Consider the following 4,102-nt stretch of genomic DNA (forward strand, 5'->3'; position numbering starts at 1 on the left):
CTGCGACCGGCCTTTTGTGCCTCCCACCCAGCGATGAAGGCATTTTCGACCGCCTCCCGCCCATTGCCCGCAGGCTCTACCGATGGGGAAAGGGCTTCGCGATCCGGCTCGTTTTCATAAGGAACAAGGGCGGCGAATGGCTCTAGCGCCTTGTCCAGATCATCGCCGGAGACGCAGTCCACTTCCCATGCTTCACGGGCGGCTATTACCAGCGACACAACAGCCTTGCTCAGCCTGCCCACGCTCCGCCGCTCTGTCACCGATGGATATGCACGGGCGCGAGCTAGGAGGTCATTAACGGCTCTTCGAAAGAACTCTTCGCCGAAGCCGTTATTCTTGGCGTCCTCAAGAGCGTCGGTTAGCTCAGAAATTAGCCCCTCCCCCACCGGAGAGGATGCAGGCGAAGGAGAAAGGGCTTTGGACAGGCGCATGACCATCACGGCCCATCGTTCTGGCGGCGATCCGGCCCGAATGTAATCGTAAGCCTCGGTTAGCGCCTCCCTCACCGCATCGTTGCGCTGCTCTGTCATGCTTTTGCCTCCGGATTTTCCAGCATCAATTTATCGCCACGCACACCGCGAAAATGAACATTTCCATAGTGATATGGGGCGGGTGGATCGGCGCTAAGGCTATAGGTCCAATACCGGCGTTCGATGTCGCTCTCCATAGCGCAAGCGACGATGTAGAAATGGGCGGCCTGCTTCAGTTTGACACCCGCTACCTCCGCCTCAACTTCAAACCAAACGCCTTGACCGGGCCAGAATTCGGGACCGACTTTTGCGGCAGCCTCAAGCCAAGCCCATGCTTGATTATGTGCCAGCGGCCCAGCTTCACACACAAAATCGCACTTTGTGATTTGTTCCAGCGCGGTTTTGATCGACCAGTGTTTCTCACCCATGCGTCACCTCATTGGTCTGATCCGGGGTTGTGGTCACAATCCGATCTCCCACGCCTTGATCCCCCTCAGTTCGACCGCCTTTGCCGCGCGGGAGATTTTGCGCTCAGCCTCGCGAACCCGCATTTTCAACAGGTCGGTGTCGCGATTGACGTTGCCGCTGTTGCGGATCAGCGAAACGACAAGCTCCCATGTCGGGGCATCCTTGTCGCGATAGGGCGCGCCGATGACCGTCTTGAACTTGCCATCTGCATATTCGATCAGCCCGGCCCAATCTGGCACCTCATCAGGTTTGATAAGCCCGGCGGGCGTCACATAGAAGAACTGGTCGGAGAATAGGCGCGCTTCCCGCTGCTTGATCGCGGTATCGCGCCGGAAGTCCGCACGGGAGATTTTCACCTCATAGGCGCGGGCTTTGAATCCCGCCGATGAATTGGCGCTGATCGTCCACAGGTCGCAGCGACGGGCGCCCTGACAGAAAGCTAGTTCCGTTGCGAATATGGCATCGCCAAGCGACCTAACCAAATCCTCGACAATGCGCTGAGCCAGCGGGACGGCCCCTTCAAGATCGACTTGCAGGGCGTCGTTTTCCGCCAGTGCGGAAAGTGCTTCGGCGCGATCCATTACCCCTCCTCCCCCTTCTGATCCTGTGAGGGAGGGGTGGCGGCGTGACAGGGCTGACCATTGCAATCGAGCAAGCCAAGTTCCAATCCCGCCATGATGATAAGGATGGTTCCGATGATCGCGACACCGACGCAGATGAAGGCGCGCATCATTCCACCTTTCCGGCAAGAGCGATGACTGCGCGGGAACCGGCGCAATCGGCCAGTGCTGCCCGCCCCTCATCCGTGACAACGAAATATTCCCCTTCGCCGCCCTTTCCGTCGCCCCGCCAGTACGGGGACGCCGTCATGTCGCGCCGCAGATCAGTGTCACCGATCACGTAGAAGTAATTGCGATACGTTTCTGATCGGGGATCGACCGGGCGGCCAAGGGCATGGTCGATGTGATCCATTGCCTTGTCTTTGAGGTAGCGGTTGACTTGCGCCATCGTGAAACCTTTCTGCGCTGCCTTTACATCCCGGTTGACAGCGCGCTTCGCCGGGCCGTTGGAATGGGTTAGGCGGAGGCCTGCTTCTTCTTTCCGCCTGGAATTAGGTTTTTGTTCCCCTTGGCCCGCGCCTCACGGAATCGGGTCAGTTCGGACAGAAGCGCAGCATTCTCCCGCTGCAACCGCCCGATAGTCGCCTCGCGAACCATCAGCGTTTCGTCCAAATCCACATTCGCCTTAGCCATCAGGGCCAGGGCGGCTTCGTGCTTCTTGCGTGTGATAAGTCCGAACATGGGTTGCTCCCCTCAGGCTGCGTTCAATTCATCGAGGCGCGCCAGCGTGAAGAGGCGCACGTAAACGCTTTGGTAGCGGCGCCCGATGGTGGTCCCGATCTTGTGGATGGATGCGCCGGCAAGCCGCATTTCGGTGATCGTTTGATCTTCCAGCGGAGTGAAAGAGCGTCCGCCGACAGGGTTGCCGTACCGGGCGCGATCCTGTTCCCGGAACAACCCCATCTTGCGGCACCGCCACGCTACGGCGTCCTTGGTGATCGGATGCCCGGCTTCGGTCAGGCGGTCCGCTATCTCGCGATAGGTCGCGCCGCTTTCCCGCTGGTCGGCAATCAGATCGTTGAGTTGGTCGGGGGTCATTTCTTCGCCCCCAACTCCGTCTTGCGGACGCCGGCATGGACGTACAGTTCGTCGCCGTCTTCCTCGCTCAGCATCAGCGCGAGTTCCTGAACCTTGCGGTCGACATCGATCACCGTTTCGCAGGCGTCGATCTCCGCCATGGCGGATTGCAGCGTGACAGCATCGCTATGCGCTTCGCCGCGCTGTTCGTCGGCGGGACCTTCTCCAGAGACATCTGCCTGCGTCTCGATCTGCTGCTCAAGGGCGTCTAGGCGGCCCAACGGCGGATGCGCCTCGATTTGCTGCACCTCTGGTTCTGCCGCCATCGCGAGTGCTGCCGATTTGGTCAGCATCGTCTCGTCGCGCTCGAATTCCGCTTCAATGTCGGTGGAACTCGGTAGACGCTTGGCGAACCGACGCATGACCGTCTTCCGCGCCATTTCGCCCCACCAGTCGACCCACGGCCCTTTGTCCGACGCCCGCGACACCTTGCGCACGGCTTCGATCTGCTGGACGTTCATGATCTCTGGCGGGATCACCTCGCCAGTTTTCAACGTAGCGATGGCATAGGCGCCGATGGGGGCGCCGCGATCAGCAAACCAGTCCGGCTCAAATACCGGAACCGTGTCGAGGCCGGGACGGTAGGTGAACTTGTCATGCTCATGCACGACATGGACATCGACGCTGGCGATTTCGCCCGACTGCCGGATTTTCTTAAGGACGCCGGCAATCATGGGCATCCACTGGACCTTCTTGTCCCACCCATTCGTCTGCCGGTTCTTCTGGTTGAAGATAACCAGCGCTCCTTCGCGGCCATCAGGAAGCAGGCCGTCTTGCGCCGCTTTCACGACCGCGCCGAAAAGCGACCGGCGATCAGCGTTCAGCAGGTCGGGGTTGGCCTGGATTGCCGTCATGGTGACGCGCTGGAATTTCTCGACATTGATATGCGAGGGAAGCGCCATCTTGAGCTGGTCGCCCATCTGGGACAGGCTTTGGCGAAGGGCGACAACCGGGTCTGCCCGGCGTTCTTGAAGCTGGGTAGCCATTATGCTGCTTTCTCCGTGATGCTGAACCGGCGATAGGATTTCCGGCCCTTGATGGTGGAGCCGATGTCCTCGGCTGAAATGATGCGATCCGGGGTGGCCTTCACAGTCGGGCACTTGACGGTCATGCCGTCGATTAGCGCCACGCCTGCCTCGCCCATCTTGTCGAGCAGTTCGGCCTGGGCCGCATCCGCCTGCGCCTTGCCCTGCTTCTCCAGCGCTTTGCCCGTCAGCCAGCGGGCGGCGGCATCGCAGGCCAGATTGTCCGTGCGCAGGTCCACCACGGCATCGGTCGCGTCGGGATAGATCGCGCTGATGACGGGCAGGTCGCGGGTATAGTCGGCGCTTGGCGTCCTACCCTCTTCGATCGACCTCCAGAACGCGGCGGAGCGCGCTTCGATGTCGGCGTAGATGACGGGACGGAACTGATATTCGAACCGCCGCAGTTCATTGCCGCCGACCAGCACGATAACGTCGCCCCAAT

The 4,102-nt window shown here is 60.4% G+C and carries 8 protein-coding genes and 1 pseudogene; all 9 read right to left on the reverse strand.

The window, feature by feature from the left end; translation table 11 throughout:
• Positions 1–530, reverse strand: a 530-nt coding sequence (locus K7W03_RS26700) for a hypothetical protein (protein ID WP_222887935.1), incomplete at its 3' end; no start/stop codon positions are given.
• On the reverse strand, positions 527–898 hold the full coding sequence (locus tag K7W03_RS26705; protein WP_222887937.1) for a hypothetical protein: 372 nt from the start codon (positions 896–898) through the stop codon (positions 527–529). The genes K7W03_RS26705 and K7W03_RS26700, both read right to left, overlap by 4 nt.
• A gap of 33 nt (positions 899–931) precedes the next feature.
• Positions 932–1,519, reverse strand: a complete 588-nt coding sequence (locus tag K7W03_RS26710; protein WP_222887939.1) for a hypothetical protein — start codon at positions 1,517–1,519, stop codon at positions 932–934.
• Positions 1,519–1,671: a hypothetical protein gene (locus K7W03_RS26715; RefSeq protein WP_222887941.1), complete on the reverse strand. Its 153-nt coding sequence runs from the start codon at positions 1,669–1,671 to the stop codon at positions 1,519–1,521. Before K7W03_RS26715 ends, K7W03_RS26710 begins: the two co-directional genes overlap by 1 nt.
• Positions 1,668–1,946, reverse strand: coding sequence for a hypothetical protein (locus K7W03_RS26720; RefSeq protein ID WP_222887943.1), 279 nt, complete (start codon positions 1,944–1,946; stop codon positions 1,668–1,670). The genes K7W03_RS26715 and K7W03_RS26720 overlap by 4 nt, the downstream gene beginning before the upstream one ends.
• Before the next feature lie 68 nt (positions 1,947–2,014).
• On the reverse strand, positions 2,015–2,239 hold the full coding sequence (locus K7W03_RS26725; RefSeq protein ID WP_222887945.1) for a hypothetical protein: 225 nt from the start codon (positions 2,237–2,239) through the stop codon (positions 2,015–2,017).
• Positions 2,240–2,251: 12 nt separating this feature from the next.
• Entirely contained in the window at positions 2,252–2,596 is a 345-nt protein-coding gene (locus K7W03_RS26730) for a hypothetical protein (protein WP_222887947.1), read from the reverse strand.
• The gene (locus tag K7W03_RS26735; protein WP_222887949.1) at positions 2,593–3,621 is read right to left on the reverse strand and encodes a recombinase RecT; all 1,029 of its coding nucleotides are present in this window, start codon (positions 3,619–3,621) and stop codon (positions 2,593–2,595) included. The genes K7W03_RS26730 and K7W03_RS26735 overlap by 4 nt, the downstream gene beginning before the upstream one ends.
• Positions 3,621–4,102 (reverse strand): annotated as a pseudogene (locus K7W03_RS26740) (endonuclease); the annotation flags it as partial. The gene K7W03_RS26735 and the pseudogene K7W03_RS26740, both read right to left, overlap by 1 nt.

Origin of the sequence: Sphingobium sp. PNB, assembly GCF_019873065.1 — a bacterium.
Lineage (GTDB): Bacteria > Pseudomonadota > Alphaproteobacteria > Sphingomonadales > Sphingomonadaceae > Sphingobium > Sphingobium fuliginis.